This is a genomic window from Alcanivorax xiamenensis (genome assembly GCF_009846745.1).
Classification (GTDB): Bacteria; Pseudomonadota; Gammaproteobacteria; order Pseudomonadales; family Alcanivoracaceae; genus Alloalcanivorax; species Alloalcanivorax xiamenensis.
Window position 1 is genome coordinate 132,707 of the sequence record NZ_AQPF01000005.1, and the last position, 17,732, is coordinate 150,438.

General features: G+C 60.7%; 13 protein-coding genes. 2 read left to right on the plus strand and 11 right to left on the minus strand.

What is annotated here, in order from left to right:
• Positions 1–99 precede the first annotated feature (99 nt).
• Positions 100–1,668 carry a c-type cytochrome gene (locus A6D6_RS05685; protein WP_159660173.1) on the plus strand — a complete coding sequence of 523 codons (1,569 nt, stop codon included), beginning with the start codon at positions 100–102 and terminating at the stop codon, positions 1,666–1,668.
• A gap of 106 nt (positions 1,669–1,774) precedes the next feature.
• Here A6D6_RS05685 and A6D6_RS05690 read toward each other — a convergent pair whose 3' ends face one another.
• Together A6D6_RS05690 and A6D6_RS05695 are read right to left on the minus strand one after the other, a co-directional pair.
• Entirely contained in the window at positions 1,775–3,295 is a 1,521-nt protein-coding gene (locus A6D6_RS05690) for an AMP-binding protein (protein ID WP_159660174.1), read from the minus strand.
• A gap of 23 nt (positions 3,296–3,318) precedes the next feature.
• Positions 3,319–4,107, minus strand: a complete 789-nt coding sequence (locus A6D6_RS05695; RefSeq protein ID WP_055099097.1) for a crotonase/enoyl-CoA hydratase family protein — start codon at positions 4,105–4,107, stop codon at positions 3,319–3,321.
• A gap of 88 nt (positions 4,108–4,195) precedes the next feature.
• Between A6D6_RS05695 and A6D6_RS05700 the strand changes: the two genes are divergently transcribed.
• Positions 4,196–5,017, plus strand: a complete 822-nt coding sequence (locus A6D6_RS05700) for a hypothetical protein (RefSeq protein WP_201303706.1) — start codon at positions 4,196–4,198, stop codon at positions 5,015–5,017.
• Between the two features lie 75 nt (positions 5,018–5,092).
• Here the strand turns inward: A6D6_RS05700 and A6D6_RS05705 are convergent, their stop codons facing one another.
• The 9 genes from A6D6_RS05705 to A6D6_RS05745 form a co-directional block, all read right to left on the minus strand.
• Entirely contained in the window at positions 5,093–5,800 is a 708-nt protein-coding gene (locus A6D6_RS05705; protein ID WP_159660175.1) for a hypothetical protein, read from the minus strand.
• Positions 5,801–5,816: 16 nt separating this feature from the next.
• Complete coding sequence (gene surE, locus A6D6_RS05710; protein ID WP_159660176.1) at positions 5,817–6,809, minus strand: 5'/3'-nucleotidase SurE; 993 nt, start codon at positions 6,807–6,809, stop codon at positions 5,817–5,819.
• Between the two features lie 36 nt (positions 6,810–6,845).
• Positions 6,846–7,463, minus strand: coding sequence for a QsdR family transcriptional regulator (locus A6D6_RS05715; RefSeq protein WP_159660177.1), 618 nt, complete (start codon positions 7,461–7,463; stop codon positions 6,846–6,848).
• Between the two features lie 124 nt (positions 7,464–7,587).
• On the minus strand, positions 7,588–9,861 hold the full coding sequence (locus A6D6_RS05720) for a helicase C-terminal domain-containing protein (RefSeq protein ID WP_159660178.1): 2,274 nt from the start codon (positions 9,859–9,861) through the stop codon (positions 7,588–7,590).
• Positions 9,858–11,534, minus strand: a complete 1,677-nt coding sequence (locus A6D6_RS05725; RefSeq protein ID WP_236564000.1) for a VRR-NUC domain-containing protein — start codon at positions 11,532–11,534, stop codon at positions 9,858–9,860. Before A6D6_RS05725 ends, A6D6_RS05720 begins: the two co-directional genes overlap by 4 nt.
• A 110-nt stretch (positions 11,535–11,644) precedes the next feature.
• Positions 11,645–12,568, minus strand: a complete 924-nt coding sequence (locus A6D6_RS05730) for a DUF6607 family protein (protein WP_133490499.1) — start codon at positions 12,566–12,568, stop codon at positions 11,645–11,647.
• Between the two features lie 76 nt (positions 12,569–12,644).
• A complete protein-coding gene (locus A6D6_RS05735; RefSeq protein ID WP_159660179.1) occupies positions 12,645–14,108 on the minus strand; it encodes a porin family protein in 1,464 nt (487 codons plus the stop codon).
• A gap of 124 nt (positions 14,109–14,232) precedes the next feature.
• Entirely contained in the window at positions 14,233–15,033 is an 801-nt protein-coding gene (locus tag A6D6_RS05740) for a HupA family protein (RefSeq protein ID WP_133490497.1), read from the minus strand.
• 121 nt (positions 15,034–15,154) lie between these two features.
• A complete protein-coding gene (locus A6D6_RS05745; protein WP_159660180.1) occupies positions 15,155–17,698 on the minus strand; it encodes a PKD domain-containing protein in 2,544 nt (847 codons plus the stop codon).
• Between the last annotated feature and the right edge of the window lie 34 nt (positions 17,699–17,732).

Genomic DNA, 17,732 nt, shown 5'->3' on the forward strand with positions numbered 1-17,732 from the left:
CAACACTAATGACGTTTTAATATAAGCTTATATCAATACATTTATTGTGGGCTTTTTCGGTCAGGCCCTTGCCCGAACCGCCTGCCTGGGAGTTCCGCCATGCCAGCTTCATCCGTCAGCAAGCGGGCGCTACGCCGCGGCTTGATACTCTTTCTACTTGGCCTGAGCCTCGCCGGCCACGGCGCCGAGTCCGGGGAGAGCCTGGCCCGCCAGGGCGCCGGCGGCGCCCCTCCCTGCGTCACCTGTCACGGCGCCGATGGACGCGGCAACGCGGCCGGTGGTTTCCCCTCCCTGGCTGGCCTTGACGCCGACTATCAAGCCAAGCAACTGCATGACTTCGCCAGCGGCCAGCGCGCCAATCCGATCATGGCGCCAATCGCCAAGGCGCTCAGTGACGAGCAGATCCAGGCGGTGGCGACGTATTATGCTGGCCTCGACGCAGGATCCGGCCAGGATGATGACGCCAAACCCGGCGAGTCCCCCGGCCGCGACTGGGTAGTGAACGGCCACTGGCAGGCCAATCAACCCGCCTGCATCGCCTGTCACGGTGATGGTGCCCGCGGGGTGGGCGATCAGTTTCCGGCGCTGGCCGGCCAGCATGCCGGTTATCTGGAAGCCCAGCTCAAAGCCTGGCAAAGCGGACAGCGCAAGAACGACGCCAACGCTGTGATGGCGGCGGTGGCAAACGCCATGACCGAGCAACAAATCAAGGAAGTAGCGGCCTATCTCGCCGCTCTGCCCGCCGCCGGGGAGGTCCCGGAGCACGCCCGGCCGGACCCGGCACCGCGTATCGCCGACGCCCTGAACGATTACTTCCAGCCGCCACTGCTGGAATATCTGCCCGATAACGAATTCGGCGCCTCGGTGCGGCGCGGGGCGGACATTTTCCGCCACACCAGCTCCGATGCCGAAGCCGGCCGCTATGTGGGCAATAGCCAGAGCTGCGTCAACTGCCACATGAACAACGGCCGCCAGGCCAACGCCGCGCCAATGTGGGCCGCCTGGGGACAATACCCGGCCTGGCGCGGTAAGAACCATAAGGTGAATACCATGGCGGAACGCCTGCGGGGCTGCTTCACTTATTCGCAAAACGCCCAGGCCTCCGAAGCGGGACAGGCACCGGCGGCGGACAGTCAGGTCATCGTTGATTTGATGAGCTTCCTGTTCTGGCAGTCCAAAGGCACCCCCACCGGCGAAGTGTTGCCGGGCCGGGGCTATCCGGAGCTGGACGAACCAGCGCAGCCGTTCTCACCGGAGCGGGGAGCGGCCTTGTACGCGGACCATTGCGCGCTGTGTCACGGCAACGACGGCCAGGGGACGGCGTTGACGAAGCGCCGCTATCAATTCCCACCGCTGTGGGGCGACCAGGCCTTCAACTGGGGAGCGGGCATGCACCGGGTCAACACCGCCGCCGCCTTTATCCACGCCAATATGCCGTTGGGCAAACCGGGCAGTCTGTCGGTGCAGCAGGCCTGGGACCTGGCCGCGTTCATCACCAGTCAGCCAAGGCCGCAGGACCCGCGCTTCAAAGGGGATCTCGAGACCACCATTAAAGACTTTCATGGCAACCGGGCGATGGATTACTACGGAAAAACCGTGAACGGCTATCGCCTCGGGGCCCCGGGCACCCTGGAGCAATGGCAGCGGGATCTGGCCGACAAACCCTGAGGTTTCGCTGCCAGCATCGCCGAAGCCGGAGACATGCCGGCCTCGGCGATGCTGGCCGAACCTGGAACCCGGGTAGCGGAACCACCCGGGGTGGTAACAACGGGGCTCAGGCGAACTGATCCCGCAATGCCTTGCGATTGAGCTTACCCACCGCGGTCTTGGCAATGCCGTCGGTGAAAATAACACTGCGCGGTTTCTTGTAGGACGCCACTTTATCCGCCACAAACCGGATCAGTTCGTCCTCCTCGGCCCACGCCCCGGCCTTCAGCACCACCACCGCGGTCACCGCTTCCACCCATTGCGGATCCTTGCGGCCGATCACCGCGCACTCCGCCACCGCCGGATGGGCGCTCAGCACATCTTCCACTTCCCTGGGATAAACGTTGTAGCCGCCGGTGATGATCATGTCCGAGGTGCGGTCCTTGAGGTGCAGAAAGCCGTTATCATCAAAACGGCCCACATCACGGGTACGCAGCCAGCCACCGTCCATGAACATCTCCCGATTCAGTTCCGGCGCATTGTGATAACCGGCCATCATTGAGGGGGCACGTACCGCGATCTCACCGGCCTCGCCCTCCGCGACATCGTTACCGGCATCATCCACCAGGCGGATTTCCACTTCCACGGACGGCTTGCCACAAGCGCCGAGCAGGGCCTCGGTATGATCCTCCGGCCGCAACACGGCCAGGGTCAGCGGGCATTCGGTCTGCCCGTAGTATTGCCAGAATTTTTCTCGCCCCCATAGCGCCATGGCCTGCTCAATGACCGGACGCGGCATCGGCGACGCGCCATAAATCACCTGCCGCAAACGGCTCACGTCGGTTGTCGCGAAGCGGGGGTGCCCGAGCAACATTTGCAACATGGTCGGCACCAGATTCACCGTGGTGATCCGCTGTTTCTCGATCAGCGTCAGAAAAGCATCCGGGTCGAACGCCGGCATGATCACGGTGCGAGCGCCACGCAGCCAGAACGGCAGCACGAACACGCCGCTGGCGTGGATCAGCGACGCGGCATGCAGCATGGCATCGTCCTGCTCCACCGCGAGAAGGTTCATCAACACGTTCTTGCAAACGGCGGCGTAGGAAGCCTGGGTGTGCTGTGACGCCTTGAGAGTCCCGGTGGTGCCGGAGGTAAACAGGGTAAGAATGACGTCGTCGCCGGCTACCGGCACCGCCGGTTTGCTATCGCTGAGAGCAGCACAGGCCCGCAGCAAATCCTCACCGCCGCCAGCGGCACTGCCGATGCCATGTGCCCGCAGTCCCGATACGGCATCACACAGTTGTGCCGCCCGCTCCGCCAGATCCTCGCCATACAGCAGCAGCGCGCAACCGGTTTCTTCCAGCATTTTACGGTGCTCGTCCAACGACAGACGAGCGTTGAGCGGCACCCGGTTTACTCCGGCTTTCACACAGGCGAAGTCCACCGGAACACTGTACAACCCGTTATTCAACAGCAACGCCACGCGGTCTCCGCGGCGCACATTCCGTTCGATCAGCGCATGGGCAAGGCGATTGCTCAGGCTCTGGGTTTCGCCGAACGTCAGGCTCTGGTCACCGAAAACAAGGGCGGTCCGGTCCGGATAATAACCAGCGCCCCGGTGAATCAGATCCAGATACGTCGTGGTCATGCATTCTCTCCTGTGGTTTATCGTTATTGGTGGTCATCGAAGCGGCCATGACGGCCCGCTCCACCGGCGAAACGGGCGGCGCCATCAATGGCCTCGGCGAACACAATCGGGTACCCTCCCGCCCCTTCCCGTCGTAACGCTTCCGCCAGGTCGTGGTCCCACTGTTGGTAGGTGGAGATCCGGTCGGCGCGCAGACAGCGTTGCGGGAACGCGGCGATATCCCGGGCCAGCGCCTGGGCGGTGGCCAGAGCCTCGCCATCCGCCACCACCCGGTTGGCCAGCCCCATGCGCAGTGCTTCGTCGGCGGCTACCGGGCGCCCGGTCAGAATCATGTCCAGGGCTTGCCCCTGACCGATGATGCGAGCGAGCCGCACGGTGCCGCCGTCGATCAGCGGCACCCCCCAGCGACGGCAGAACACGCCGAACACCGCCGAGGTCTCCGCCACGCGCATGTCGCACAACAGGGACAGCTCCAGTCCTCCCGCCACCGCATAGCCGGACACGGCGGCGATCACCGGCTTGCTCAGCAGCATGCGCGAGGGGCCCATGGGGCCCGGGCCGGTGCCTTCAGGCTCCACCTCGTTGCGGCGCTGATCGTCGCCCATGGCGGACAGGTCCGCGCCAGCGCAGAAATTGCCGCCGGCACCGGCCAGTACCGCGGCATGGACGCTGTCGTCCTGCTCAAACGCCTCGAAAGCCGCGCGCAGGGCATCGGCGGTGGGCCGGTCCACGGCATTGCGTTTATCGGGACGGTTAATGATGATCGTGCGAACGGCACCCTCGGTATGGGTGATGACCGGTGAGTTCGACATGGGCTGCCTCCTGATTCGTGGGCTGTGCGGTACGCCATCTTGTTACAAATATGATCCATATTTGAAAAAATAGGATATATTTCTGAAAATGTCCAATAAAGACAATTATTGTTATTTTGAGAGCACGGAACTGACGGCTTCGGATCTGGTGCTTGATCTGCTTTCCACCCACGATGCCCGGGAGCTGTCGATCGCCGCGTTGTGCCGGGCCGGCGAAGCCTGCGGCTTGCAGCCACAGAACGTGCGGGTGGCGGTGAACCGTTTGCAGCGTCAAGGCAAGGTCATCAGCCCGGCCCGTGGAATCTATGCCCTCGACGCCACGGGTAATACATTGATCGGAGACGTCCGCAACTGGCTGCGCAAGGAGCAGCAGGCGGTGGCCTGGGATGGCGGCTGGGTCGGTGTCATCGACGCCGCCGTGCCACGACGGGAAAAAGTGGCCTGGCGCCGTCATGAACGGGCCCTGACGTTGCGAGGATTTCGTGCTCTGGAAAACAGCGGGTTGTGGCTCCGTCCGGATAATCTGGTCGGCGGTGTGTCAGCGGTGCGGGAGGACCTGAAGCGTCTGGGACTGGCCCCCGCGGCACGGGTGTTCGGCGTCAACGCGCTATCCGGGCAGGATGAAACCCGGATCCGGGCACAATGGGATACCCGGGCGATGATCCAGGCCTATCAGGACGTTGGCCGACGTTTGCAAGCCAGCGAGGCGAATCTGGACACCCTGCCGCTGGATCAAGCCGCTCGCGACAGTCTGTTGCTGGGACGCACCGCCATCCGCCTGATCATCCATGATCCCTTGCTGCCCGAGGCCCTGATGGGCGGTGATGAACGTCATCACCTGATCGATCAGGTCCGCGCCTATCAGGTCAGAGCCAAAGCGTTGTGGGCGCGGTTTCTGGAGGACGGCTGATCAACAGCGGGGAAAACACCAGCGGGACCGCCACTTCCGACGCGGTCCCACCGGATTCCTGCTTACCCGCCCCGGCTAGTCACGGAACCATAAATAGTCGTGGGGCTGCTGAGCCGACACCACCACCCGCAGCGCGTCCCGGTCACCAACAATGGCGCGCTCCAGATAAAGCGCGCCATTGGCGCTGGCGGTAAAAGGTGCACAGGCACCGGCGGCCAGCGCCAGCGAAGCCGGGCGCCCGCTGTCCGCTTCAGTGACGCTGCCTTCAAAGGCGCAGTCACCCGATTGCGCCGACACCAGGCCCTGATCGCTGATGCGCACCGACCATAACGTGCTCTTCTCGTCAACGAACACGTAGTCCCCCGCCAGCGGATCGTCGGCGATACTTATCTCATCGCGCTGTAATACAAAGGTGCCGTTGAGGTCTCCCAGCGACAATTCACCCCGTACCACGTCGGCGTCGGTATCCTCATCGGTAAAATGCACCGGTTCGCCCGCCTGCCCGTCCTGCTCCGCGATGCCGTCAAAACCGGTGTCATCCAGTTGGCCTTCCAGCAGAATCCGAGCGCCATCGGCCTCGTCGTCGAACGCCAGCAGAGCACTGCCGTCTTCCCGCACCAGAGCGGTAATCCAGCTGGCGCCGCCGTCGTCGGCGAAGAAGGCCCCTTGATACAGGCCGGCCAGCGACTCCGGCGCATCGGACGAATGGTGACCACCGCTACCACCGCAGGCGGTCAGCGACAGCGCCAGCAACGCAGCGCCAAGACATTTCAATTCGCTCATCGTTCCACCCTCCGGATCAATCGGTTTCGGCGTCGCCGATACCGTGCAGCGTGACCCGGGTCAGCGCCTTGGCGGCCCGGGGACCATTGAAGCTGGCATAGAGCGTACTGATGCTGATGTACCCTTCACGCTGAGCGATACCTTCCTCGCTGACCTGTTCGGCGGGAAGATCCTGACTGGCAAAATCGAACACGTAACCGTCCAGGGAAACGGTACCGTCTTCCCGCGGCTGAAGGTCAATGGACAATGTGGAGTGCGGCCCTGCGTCGGTGAATAACAGGCCTTTTGGCGTGCCCGCCGGATAGTTGATATTGAGCGCCACTCCCGGCGGCAACAACGCGTCCCCTTTGGCGTTGTCCTCCAGTTTCTCGACCACATCCGCCACCAGAGCGGCGGTGGCGGCGTAATTATCGGAGCGCACGGAAAGGCTTACGGCGATGGCCGGCACATCTCTTTGCACCGAAGAAACCGCGGCCGCCACGGTACCGGAATGCAATGTGGAGCTGCCCACGTTCTCACCGGAGTTGATGCCCGACACCACCAGATCCGGCGCCTGATCCATCAGGCGCAGCCCGACATAGGCGCTGTCCGAGGGGCTTGCGCTGACGCGCTGTCCCAGTTCCAGGAATGGCATCGGCAAATGGTCCACGGTACCGCAGTCATCACCGTTGGAGACCGACACCGCGCTGACGCAATAGCCGCCGGCGGTCGGCTCATCGCCATTGAGATCGGAGGTCAGCGTTTCGAAACGCACACCGCAATCGCCACTGGGCAAGGTCAGTCGCGAGCCCTGACCGCTTTGCGGCCCCGCCGGAGCGTACATGGTGATGGTGTGCCCGCGGCTTTGCAGCGTCTCGGCCAGGGCGTTGATCCCCGGCGCGGCGCAGCCATCGTCATTGACCAGCATGATGTTCAATGCCGACGCCTGCGTGGACAAGGCCAGCACGCCAATTCCCGCTGCGTATTTCGCCGCTGTCCAGCCAGTGATAAAAACACCTGTCTTCTTCATCGTGATCTCTCCCGATATTGTTGTAATTCGTCTGTGTTATGGAACCGGTTTTTGAGCACCAAGCAGTAAACGGAAGGCGGTACGGGCATGCGGCATGGCGGCGTCGTGGCCGCTGATGATGTCGCCATAAAGAAAGGACTCGCCAACACGCACGATCAGATAAGCCAGTTCGGCGAGCGGAATCGGGGACTGCCAGCGGCCGGCGTCGACCTCGCTTTGCAGCAGGCCGCGAATGACTTCGATGGAGCGCCCCTGAATGATGCTGGATTTCGAGGTCAGAATGCGGATCGCATATTCGGTGTCCTGACGGATAAAACGCTGTAGTGGCTCGTTTTCCATGATACGCACCACCACCTGCTCACAGGCCCACGCCAGGTACTCGCCACCTTCACCTTCCGCGTCCTCGATGACCTGATCGAACAGTACCCGATAGAATGACCACAGAACTTCTCCGAGCAACAGGTCCTTGTTGCCGACCCAGCGAAACAGCGTTGCCCGATTGACGCCCAGCTCCTCCGCCAGTGATCCCATATTGAGACGCGAATGTCCGAGCCAGTGCTTACGGGCCAGCTTGAGCGCATCCAGTGGCGTCGCCTGTACTTTTGCTTCCTGCTGAGTAAGGGCGCGGGTCAGCGGGGTATCGTTATGCATCATTTTTCAAATTTATTCTTTAATGCGTCATTTTTATTAAATGTCGCATTCATCCTAGAAGTCATTTCCCTCCTCTGTCAATTGCCCATCTCCCCGTGTTGTCAGTAGCGTGTCGTGAGCAAGCGTGTCAGCCGCACCGCCACCACCGCGGCAGGAGCGCTCGCACCCTGGGGAGGGCAAAGCGGTCGTCGATCAGATGCACCACGCCTTCGTCATCACCGGTGCGGATCACCCGGCCGGCGGCCTGGACCACTTTGCGCAGCCCCGGATACAGATAGGTGTAGTCGTAGCCGTCGCCGAACAGCACCGCCAGGCGCGCTTTGAACTGTTCGTTCACCGGATTCATCTGCGGCAGCCCCAGCGTCGCCACGAAAGCGCCAATCAGGCGTCGGCCGGGCAGGTCGATGCCTTCGGCGAAGGCGCCGCCGAGCACCGCGAACCCGATCCCTTTCCCGCCTTCTTCAAAACGATCCAGAAACGCCTGACGGGCGTCTTCGTCCATGCGCCTTTCCTGGGACCAGACCGGCACGTCCGGATGGGCCCGGCGAAATACCGAGAGCACGCCTTCCAGGTACTCATAGCTGCTGAAGAACGCCAGGTAATTACCACGGCGCTGCTGGAACTGATCACCGATCAAGGCGGCGATTGGCGCCAGAGAAGCCTGGCGGTCACGATAACGGGTGGAGATGCGATGGCCGATGCGCACCTGTAATTGCTCCGCCCGGAACGGCGACGGCACATCCATCCAGGCGGTGGTGTCCGGCAGCCCGAGCAGATCGGCATAGTAACGGGGCGGGCTGAGCGTGGCGGAAAACAGCACCGCCGCCGACGCGCTTTCAAACCGCGGCGCCAGCAAGGCCGCCGGCACCACGTTACGCAAGCACAAACACGAACCGGGGCGGCCACGGGACGGGACGCGCCAATGGCTGTCAAACAGAAAGGCATCACTGTCGAACCGTTCCGCCACCCGATTGAAATGCAACGCATCGAAATAGAAACGGATCAGATCGCTGTCCAGGGCTTCCGGTTGTTCGGCCAGGAAATCGGTGATCGCCGCCACGCCCTGCTGCAAGGCGAAAAGAAACCCCTGGGGCGGATCATCATGAACGCGATAGTCGGTGTCGGGCTGGGCCTCCTCGGTCTCCTTATTAAGCGCGTTCCAGTGCCGGTGGATGCGTTCGAACGCGCCTTTCAGGGATTTCGGCACCTGCTTTTTCACGCGGCGAAAGGCGATCTGATCCAGTTCGGCGGAATACATGCCACGGGCGCGGTCCACCAGGTTATGGGCCTCATCCGCCAGCACCGCCACGCGCCACTGGTTTTCCGTGGTGAGCCCATGCAACAGCGCGGAAAGATCGAAGTAGTAGTTGTAGTCTCCCACCACCACATCACTCCAGCGGGCCATTTCCTGGCTGAGGTAATACGGGCAGACGTCATGTGCCAGGGCCACCTCGCGCAATGTCCGCCGATCCAGTATCGGCGACTCGGCAGCCGCCTGCCGGGCAGCGGGCAGACGATCATAAAAACCCGACGCCAGCGGACAGGATTCTCCATGACACGCCTTATCCGGGTGTTCACAGCTTTTCTCCCGGGCGATCATTTCCACCGTACGCAACGGAATCGTGCCGTCACTGGTAAGCGTGCGCACCGCGTCCAGCGCCAGCTTCCGCCCCGGCGTTTTGGCGCTGAGGAAAAACACCTTGTCCAACGCCTGCCCCGGCGCCGCCTTTAACAACGGGAACAGGGTCCCCAGGGTCTTGCCAATACCGGTGGGAGCCTGGGCCAACAATGGCCGGCCGGTGCAAGCGCTCTGATATACCGATTCCGCCAGTTCACGCTGGCCGGAACGGAACCGGGCATGCGGAAAAGCCAATGCGGTCAAGGCTTGATCCCGCGCCTGACGATGGGCCAGTTCACGGTCCGCCCATTTCAGGAAGCGTTCACAGTGTTGTTCAAAAAAACCGTTGAGAGCCCCTGCCTCATGAGCTTCCCGCAGCGGCGTTTCCTTCTGCTTGACCACATCGAAATAAACCAGCGCCAGTTCCACCTGGTCCAGGCCGCGCTCACGACACAGCAAAGCGCCGTATATCTTCAACTGTGCCCAATGCAACGCCCTGTGGTTGGCGGGCTGCCGTTCCAGATCACCGCGAAAGGTTTTGATTTCTTCCAGGCGGTTACGCCGGGGATCGTAACCATCGGCCCGGCCACGCACACGCAAATGACGGTAGTCACCGGCCAAGGGTACTTCCCGTTGATAATGCTCACCGCGACGGCCGGTGACCGTGGTATGTCCGGCAATGCCCTCCTGAGCGGTGGGCGAGGGAGTGAAACGCAAATCCAGGTCGCCGCTTTTGGCGGTGAATTCCGCCAGGGCGCGTACCGCCACGGTGTAGCGGCTCACCCCGTCTCCCGCCAACGCACATGACACACCGCCACCGGAATATCGTGCTGCTGAAAATAATCGAGCCAGCGCCGCTGATTATCCTGCAGGCGATCACCGGGCCCCTTTACTTCCACCATCCGATAACGGCGCTGGCGCGGCCATAGCTGAATCAGATCCGGCAATCCCGAGCGGTTGGCGCGTGGATCGGCCAGCAGGCGCTCAAAGCAGAGGCGCAGATGCTCAGCGGGAATGCAGTCCAATACCTGAGTCAGTAGTTCCGAATCGAGCGCGTCCCAAAACAGGAACGGTGACAAACGTCCCTGCTTTTCCTCGAAACGTTGCAGGATCACGGCACGATGGCTGCCATCATTCAGACAGGCCAGCGCCCGTTCAAACAGCTCCCGGCGGCGACTGAAAAAGTCACCCCGGTACAGGTCCGCCGGTCCGCTTTGAAACGGATGAAAAAAGGCACCGGGCAGAGGCGCGAACAGCGCCTCCCAGCACAACAGCCCGAACAGACTGTTGATCAGGGTATTTTCCACGTAGTAGACCGGTTCCGAGGCGGTCCGCATATGGTTCCTCACCGCCAGCTCCACCCATGGATAATAGGGCAGCGTCAATTCGAACTCATCATGCGTCGGTATTGCCCCGGCGCGCCGCACGGGCTGTCCGAGTTTACGTTGCAGACGGGGCAGCACCCGCTGCACCTGCTGCCTCTCCGCTTCGTTACGAGGCTGTGCCTCGGCGCTCCGGGCCAATTGGTAAGCCTCGTCATAGCGGCCGGTTTTTTCCAGGACCCGCAGCTCACGGGCACGAGCCTCGGCGTAATGGCATCGCTGATACAAAGTCAGGGCGGCCTGTTCCTCGCCACGCCGCTCCCTCTCCCGCGCCACCTTGAACAACAACTTGTGTCCGCGCTCGCGCAACCACGGGTTGTCCGGCAACGCTTCCAGGCGCGGCAGCAGCGCCTGTTCCAACGCCGTCAGATCGCCATCACCGTCAAACTGCTGCCGGCAAGCGGCCAGGTCGAGATAGGCATCCACCTCCTCGCGACACTGAAAGGGGCGTGAGGCGCGGGACAAGGTCACGGTTTCATACAGGAAGGTGCCTTGTTCGGCGAGCACGAACTCGGACCAGTCCTGGTGCAGATTGCCGAAAAACATCAATCGCAGGCGGTCGCACAGGGGCCGGATGCGCAACCGATAGACCGACACACCGTCCCAGCCCCACGCCTTCGCGGTGCGGGCCTGATCGCCGTCTTCCCGCAGCGCCGCCAGCCAACTCGTCTTGCGCGCCGACAGCGCCAGGCCCCGCTCCGCCAGACGCTGGCGCAAAGCCGACTTCAACTCATCACGGGTACAGAGGGCAAACAGCGCCTCCAATGTCAGGAGCGGGTCGCCATCAACCCAGCCCGCGCTGATCAGCGGCACCATGGCGACAGCCGTGTCGCCAACTTCACGGTAGCCCAGCCGGTCCCCGCGGAAATACTCGCCCTTGCGCATCACCATCCGCGCCAGCAAGGCACGGCTGGGCTCCGGCAAAGCGCGAAAGGCCTCCAGGAATTCAATTTCCTCCGGCGCCAGCAGATCGCCGTGGCGCTCCCCCACCCAATCCAGCACGGTCTGGAAGTTGTGCAGGTAGTAGAGCGGATCGGCAAGATCGGCGGTATGTGGACGAGTTGCACTGATCATTTGGCTAGCATACCAATGGACAGTAGCGAGCACCATCCATTTACGGGCGGCCTGAAACATTCCCCCTCAAACCAGCGTCATTGTTTCTGGACGGCGCCTGACGCCACTATTCAGGGCGCCTTGACCCACGGATCAAACAGATCCTGAATCTCCTGGTCGGTGACGGGCTTGCCCTTGCGGGCTTTTTCGGACTGCCAGTACATTTTCATGATCATCTTCATGCCGTCCACCGGGTAATCCAGACGCACGCCGTCACCAGCGGCGATGCGACGGTCCCATTCAGCCCGGATGCGGCGCCAATAATCCTGGGTATCATCCCAATACTGATAGCCCGGACGGAAGTTGTAGCCACTGATGCGCTGGTAGGTGTTCAGCCCCTTTTCGCGGGCGATACGCGACACCACCGTTTCCCCTTCACGGACCACCTTGACGTTGTCCTGCCCGTGATTCCAGCCATCGGGCAGGATGGTGTGGCTGTTGATGATCGCCAAGGCGTTGTAATCATCACGTTTGGTGTACTCGCGTCGCGGCAAGGGCCGGTAGCCTTGATCCGACGTCCAGGTAGGATACTCGCCGGCGAAATCCCACCTGCCGGTACCGCAATAGCGCGGTGCATCGCTGACTTCGTAAACGCACTGCGTCCAGGCTCCCTTGGTCTTCTCGGCGGAAACCGGGCGCAGGCGCCAGGTCTGATCGGCGGTGAACCGCAAACGCCGGGGCGCTTCATAGCGCCAGTCCTGGCGCCAATGTTTGATCACGAAGCCGCTGCCGCGGTGCACCAGGATGTGCTGCAGAATGATCCGGGTATCACTGTCTTCCGCCAGCAGCACCATCTCATAGGCATCGCTTTGTTTGGCGGGCTTGAGCTGGTAGCCCGAAGTGAGCGCCTCGGTTTCCTCGAACGCGAACGTGACCCGGTACTCCCCCACCATGCTGAGGATCGCCTGGCGGGCCTTTTCGAAGTCCGTGGGCGCGCTGTCGATCAGTTTGAGCCGCCATGGCTCCGGTGCGGTTTCGACTTGTGCCGTGGACATACAGGCACTGAGAAGTAGTGGAAGCAGAATTAAGCACAAACGTTGCATAAGCGGTTTCTCCATCAGGTAAAAAAATTCAGAAAATCTTGTTCAAACCGAACGTCACGCGGCTTTTCTTGTAGCGATAGACATGGGCGATACTGCTGCGGTTATCGCGATATTCGTAGCTCAGGGCCGGGGTAACTCCGTGCCAGGCCAGACGCGGCAGAGTGATGTTGAGATAGACACTGCCTTCATGGTCACGTTGCCGCCGCGCGAAAACGGCGTGGCGACCTTTGGCCACTTTCTTGCGATAGCTGTATGACAGATTCACCGTGGCCAGATCAGCGACGGCCTTGTACACCCCGAAACGGGCGATACGCTCGCGGTAGGCGAACATATCCAGGCGCGCGTCGCTGTCATGCATGATCAGGCCACCATAGATCACCAGATCACGGCGCAGGGCATGATTGGCGAACACGGAAAGACGGCGCGAGTCACCTTCCAGGCTGTCCAGAGCCGAGGAAAAGTCGCGTTCCTTATGCTCGTAACTCAGCTCAAGTTCGGTCCGTTGTCGCCATTGCCGGGCCAGCACCGCACGCACGCCAAACGCCTGATAAATGTCGCGGCCGCCTTCGCGGTCATATTCGAATAAAGGCAGAAGCTGAAAGCGTGCCCTGGCGTTGGCGTACTGATATCCCAGGTAAGTGGTGGAAACCAGGTTGTCGTAATCGTCGCCATGCCGGTATTCATTGCCGTAGTTGATACTGCGCAACAGCACCGAGTGATTGCCGGGCAGCGACCAGAGTTTGTTCAAGGTGCCTTCGAAATAGGCACCGGAGGCGCTGATCTCCTTCCCTGGCCTGTTGGCAAGGCACGCGCCGTGGAACACCAGAGCGCACGCGTCCACCACCGTGGAAGCGCGGTTCACATTGTCTTCACGGACCGCCGAAAGGGATAAGGACAGACGGGGACGGCGGCGCTGAGCCAGCGCGCCAAGATAGTCATCGATATGATCCAGAACCTGCTCCGGCAAGGGCATATCCCGCAACGCACGGAACGACGTTTCAGCGTCCCGCAACCGATTGTCGGCATACAAGGCGCGGGCCAGATCCAGCCGTCCCCGGGTAAACCCAGGGTTGCTCTCAAGCACCTTTTTGTACCCCGCCACGGCCTCGCGATAGCGACCCTGGTCGGCCGCCCGGCCGGCTTCGACGAAATCGAACAGCGCCGGATCGTGTTGAGGAATACTGGCATACAGGCGCAGCCAGCGTTCGGCGGCGTCCCAGTCCCTGCGATTGACGGCATTGAGAATGGCGAACAGCAATTGCTGTAACTTCAGTCCCGGCGGCAAATCGATAACCGGAGCCTGCCCTTCCGGGCCTTGTTCCTGCTGCTCCAGAGGCGCCGGCTCGGCCTCTTCTTTTTGCTGCCGCCATTGACGCTCGGAGCCTTGCCACAGGCGGTCCGCCGTGTCCTGCTGCGCTTCGGCATTCAAGCGGACAAAAACCAGCAGCAGCACAATCAGGCCGCGTACGAAAAGGGAGCCAGGAACGGTCATGGGGGAAATATCCATTCAGAAGACGAAAGGAACCTGCCCGAAGGCAGGTTCGAAAGGCTTCATTAATCAAAGCAAACTCCGAATGGCTGAATGTCATGGCTTTTCGGAAAAAATGGTGCTGCTGTTATTTCTGGACGCCACCGAAGGAGGCGACGTAGTCGACAGAGTTTCCTTCGGCCACACCCGCCAGCGCACTATTGCCTGTGCTACCATTTCCAAAGAAGTGGCCGGTCACCGAACCGTTGGAGGACGGAGCCGATCCGGTACCTACGTAATAAGTAGAGGTACCGCTGAAGGCATCATTTCCGGTTGCTTGAATAAGCAGGTTGTTTTGGGTGGCACCGCTGCCATTGGTCAAGGTGCCAGACAGTGACGACGTGCCGCTAACGTTCAGCGTCAACTCACCGGTGAGAATTTCAGGTGAGTTGACGGAGGTTGTAGGCAACGCCAGCAGCGCCACGGCGGCATAATCCGTGGAGGATGTGGGCAAAACAAAACCATCCTGATCTCCTACGTACCATGCCTGATGCTGGTTCGCACTGGTACCTTCCACGCTGGCAAGGCCGAAGTATACATCCTTGCCCACGTCAGGAATCTTGATCCCGTCCATGCCGATACCCAGGGCTTCTTCTCCAGGCTGCGGGTTGGTATGAATAAATCCTGGCGCCAACTGATGGTGCGCAAAATCGACACCTTCCGAGGTCACGTAGTCATGAAAGGTAAAGGATTCAATACTTTGCAAGCTGATTAGTTCGCCACTATCGTGTACACCAATCGCGGGTGCTCCCAAGGGGCCATGGAAGCCACCGATGGTGGCCCCACCGACATCCACAATATCCGGACCGGCAGTACCACTTTGCAAAGTAACAGCCTGAGCACCAGTAACGGCCACCATCAGGGCGGTCATGAGAACTGCTTTCTTCATGAGTCTTACTCCTACGAGAATGTGTGCTTTGCACACGGTTGCTGAACGCCCTCTTTCAGGCTCATGAGCCCGAAAGAGGACCATCACTTCCTTAATTCAAAGCTGCTTTTGCTTACAGGGTTTAATTCAATGGCCCTCTACGGAAGCTGTACCCCTCTCTCTCCTCGACCCGGAACACCCAAGTAAACTGGTAGGCGCTGACCAATTTCGATAACCGCGCCAGCTCCGCCCTGTACTCTTCGTCATAGCCATACTCGTCAATGACCTCTTGAAGAGCCGCATAAAGACTCGCTTCATCGGTAATTGGAGGTCGGGTCAAAGAGAATTCCACCGATTCTCCCTGTTTGATCACCTGCCCGTTACGTAGCCCAACGAAAGCGGGCCGGAATTCTTCCATCGCCGAGGCCACATTCAGATCCGTTATGGTGTAATCACGGTCATAGGCCGTAAGACGGAAAGAGTCCACCACCAAAGGAGTGGATTCCTCACCTGGGGCAACGGGCATGACCCCGTCATTACGTGTCTGATTCGTCGCTCGGAAAGGAAAAAACACCTGGCGTTCAGAGGTATAGACGTCGGAAGGAAGCCGTTCAAGCAGCAAGGACGGGTAATCCGCGCGATCAGCAACCACGTTAAAAACCAATTTTTTTGTGTCGGAATAAGCTACACCATCGCTGGCAATGGCTTCGTATTCGTATTCCCCGGGGATGAGCTCCCGACTGTCTATATCCTGAGGGTGACACGCATACCAGCCTACCTCTCCGACGGCACACGAATAAGATGGCAAATTGCTCCCTTCCGGTTGCCGAGTTACGGTGATGGCGTAGTACAGTGGTGCGTCCTGATCCGGATCAGTAAGATAACCGAGGATACCCGGCCGGAATATGTCGTTAGGAATAACCGCCTGCCCCGGTGCGGACTCACTGTTCAGATCGCCCCCAACATCAGTGCTGTTGTAATAGCCCGTTTTTTCCTGTTGTAGCGTAAAATTCGTCAGTATCGGGGGGTTATTCGTCAGCTTGGCAAAGCCATCGGTAGTGGTCGTCGTTCCCAGCCGGTTACTTACGGCACCACGAGAGTCACGCACTTCCAAAAAGACGCTGTAACGGCCTGGCTTATCGGTTACTACATAGGCGCTAGAATCATGTATGCCACCGTCCTGTTGCACCTTTGCGTCACTGCCATCAGGCCGTTCAACAAGAGTCCAGATGTACTCAAGCCGGTCTCCGTCCGCGTCCGAACTTTCGCTACCGTCAAAAGTCAGTGTTTCTCCAGCCAGAACTTTACTAACCTCCATCGTAGTCTTAGCCACCGGCTTGCGGTTGGCGGCGATCTTAATGGTCATCGTTCCTGATGTGGTCGCGCTGTCTTCCTGACCGTCGTTAACCGTCAGTTGGTAATGCCAGATTCCGACGGCGGAGGCATCGATATACACCGTACTGTCGGATGACGTCAGCCGGTTGTCCGGCTGCGCCTCATTCCAATAAACCCAGGCATAGGTCAGCGGATCACCGTCAGGGTCATAAGAGTAACTGCCGGAGATTGAGCAATAGGGCCAATACGTCGAACTGCCGCCGAGCTCGCATTCAGGATTGCCTTCTCTGCTGCTTGCCGCTACAGGCGCTGCATTTGACGTGTCGCCCTCCGCCTTTGTCACCTGAACGATGACACGTTGGGTAACTGCAACGTGGTTATCATAGACACTGAAATCCACCGGATAGCTACCGACAACGTCCGGAACAAAGCTGGCACGGGCACTGCCCGCATCCTCAATGGAAGCCATCGCACCCTGGGGCAACGAGGCATCGGTGGGAAAACGCCAGCGATAGCCGAGGGCGTCACCATCCGGGTCGCTGCTGCCACTACCGTCAAGCACCACCTGTTGATGCAAGGTTCCCGGCATCAACAGCCGCCCCTGGCTGTCATAGCTGGACCCTTCCGGCTCCTCGATTTTAATCACCGGGTGACTGTTGCCGGCGTTCACCGTGATCACTGTTTCCACCGGGGCGCTGATCCGGTCACCATGGCGCACGCTCAGGGTGGCCCGATAGATACCGATCTTGTCGGCGAAGAAACGGGCTTGCGCCTGGGCCGGATCCTCCAGTTCAGTGGCGATACTGCCTTCCTCATCCCCCTCCGGCTGCTCGGTCAATATCCATTGATAGGTCAGTTCCGCCGCGTCCAGGCCGGTGGGCGGCAGGCTGTGGCTGCCGTCCAGTGTGACCTCACTGCCCAGATACACGGTTTGCTCCAGCGGACGAATAATCGCCAGCGGGTCCGGGTTGGTAGCGGTGATGGTCACCCTGGCACTGCCGCTGGCGGTACCGTCACTGACCACCAGGTCGGCCACGTAGTCACCGGGCAGGTCCGGTGTGAACCAGGGATTCTCGGAGGTGGCGTCGGAGAGCGCGGCGGTGCTGTCCAGTGGCGTACTGGACAGCGACCATTGATAATTCAAGTCACCCTCGTTGGGGGTGCTGCTGCCGCTGGCATCAAGAGTGATGCGTGTACCGATGGCCACGCTGTCGGCGTCGGCGCTGGCCACCGCGGTGGGCTTGGGGGCGCTTCCGCCACCACTGCCACCACCACCACCACCGCAGGCGGCGAGTAGCACGATAGCGATGCCCATCAGGCCCGCCATGGAATGACGCAATGAGGGTTTCATGGGTAAAGAGTCCTCCAGTGTTTGAATCGTCGGC